General features: G+C 43.0%; 1 protein-coding gene. It reads left to right on the plus strand.

Features of this window, described 5'->3' with window-relative positions; all coding sequences use genetic code 11:
- Positions 1–539: 539 nt before the first annotated feature.
- Complete coding sequence (locus COY37_RS07755) at positions 540–890, plus strand: hypothetical protein (RefSeq protein WP_286677803.1); 351 nt, start codon at positions 540–542, stop codon at positions 888–890.
- Positions 891–1,305 lie beyond the last annotated feature (415 nt).

The raw sequence follows: 1,305 nt of genomic DNA on the forward strand, positions 1-1,305 counted from the left end.
ACTCGTAATGAGCAGGTCAGCGGTTCGAATCCGCTCAGTGGCTCAGGTCAGAGGCCTAGAATCACCAAGAAAGGGATTCTAGGCCTTCTTCGTAAGTGCAAACTAAGTGCAACACGTCAATTTTCACCCCTCACTAAAGAGCGTTCCCCACCCTATTTCCCGAATTTTGCGAGTCCATAAAAAAACGGCAAACTTTATTGACGGTCCGTCGTCAGAAAGGGGGATGAAAAATAAAGTTGTTTAAAGATTTTATCCTGCCTAAACCGAGTCGCCGAGCTTGGACAGAAGATAAAAAAGCTGGAGCAAGAGATAAGCACCCATGAAAGTGGTAAAGTTTTTCCGCCAATGGATAATGGTAAAAGCGATTGCACAGAGAGGCAAAGTAATAGATAATACCACCATAGTACTCGTATTTGCATTACGCTTAGTGCTTTGGCTATTATCAGGTAGGCGGTCGAATAAAACTTAGTCTCTCACCCACCAATAATCAGCCGTGGCTGCCACTTGAGATAACTCTGTTGAGAAAGAAGCGGGGTAACATGTCTGATTTTAACGCATTATTCCTTACTAGCATGAGGATTCTACCGACAGCTCTGCTGTTTTTTGTGGCAGCTGAGGTATTGAGTTCAGCTCTTAGCAGACTGAATTACCATTGTGATGTTTACCGCAGACTTGGTTCTTCTGTAATCTTTTGGGTGCTGGCGACTTTTTTCCAACTGTTTTTCGGTATAGGAAACATATTTACCATATCAGCACTTATATTTTTAGCTGCTAGCGCAGTAACTTGGTTGGTCTCAATTGTCTACTGGTTGGTCTCAATTGTCTACTGGAAAGTTTCGAAAGCTAGAAGACAAAAAGTTTCAGATGAGTCAGAACGGCTGCAAGATTAAACTCGGACCCCAGAAACTAACATAGAAAATAGTTCTGTGCAGCGAATAACAGGTGCAAATATGAAACGAGTCTGGATAATTCCCGTTATCGTCTGTCTTATGGACTCCAAAAATTCCAAAACTCGTTCTTAAGCTGACCGTCTTAAGCGCTTACTATCTCGCTGGTTTGTCTGCATAATGTTCTAGAAGTTCCTTATCAGTTGGCTTGCGCATTTTCTCTTCTCCTTTCAAAAACCCTTAGCTAGCCTATGAGTTATTTTCATTACTGGCTGGCTTTGGCCGTTTGCCTAACCTATACGGCCATAAAGCACAATCGGTACTAGGGCATAGTGTTACTTCCTTACGCTGACCCACGCAACAATCCAAACATTTAGCCCGGATCGACTTAATCGGTGTTCTTGCTGCCATCGTTACC

The organism is Candidatus Aquicultor secundus, assembly GCF_002791875.1.
In the GTDB taxonomy this organism is placed as follows: Bacteria; Actinomycetota; Aquicultoria; order Aquicultorales; family Aquicultoraceae; genus Aquicultor_A; species Aquicultor_A secundus.

Bases quoted from the DNA above. Each gene is read 5' to 3' on its own strand.
- COY37_RS07755 (WP_286677803.1), top strand. From the start codon at position 540: ATGTCTGATTTTAACGCATTATTCCTTACTAGCATGAGGATTCTACCG.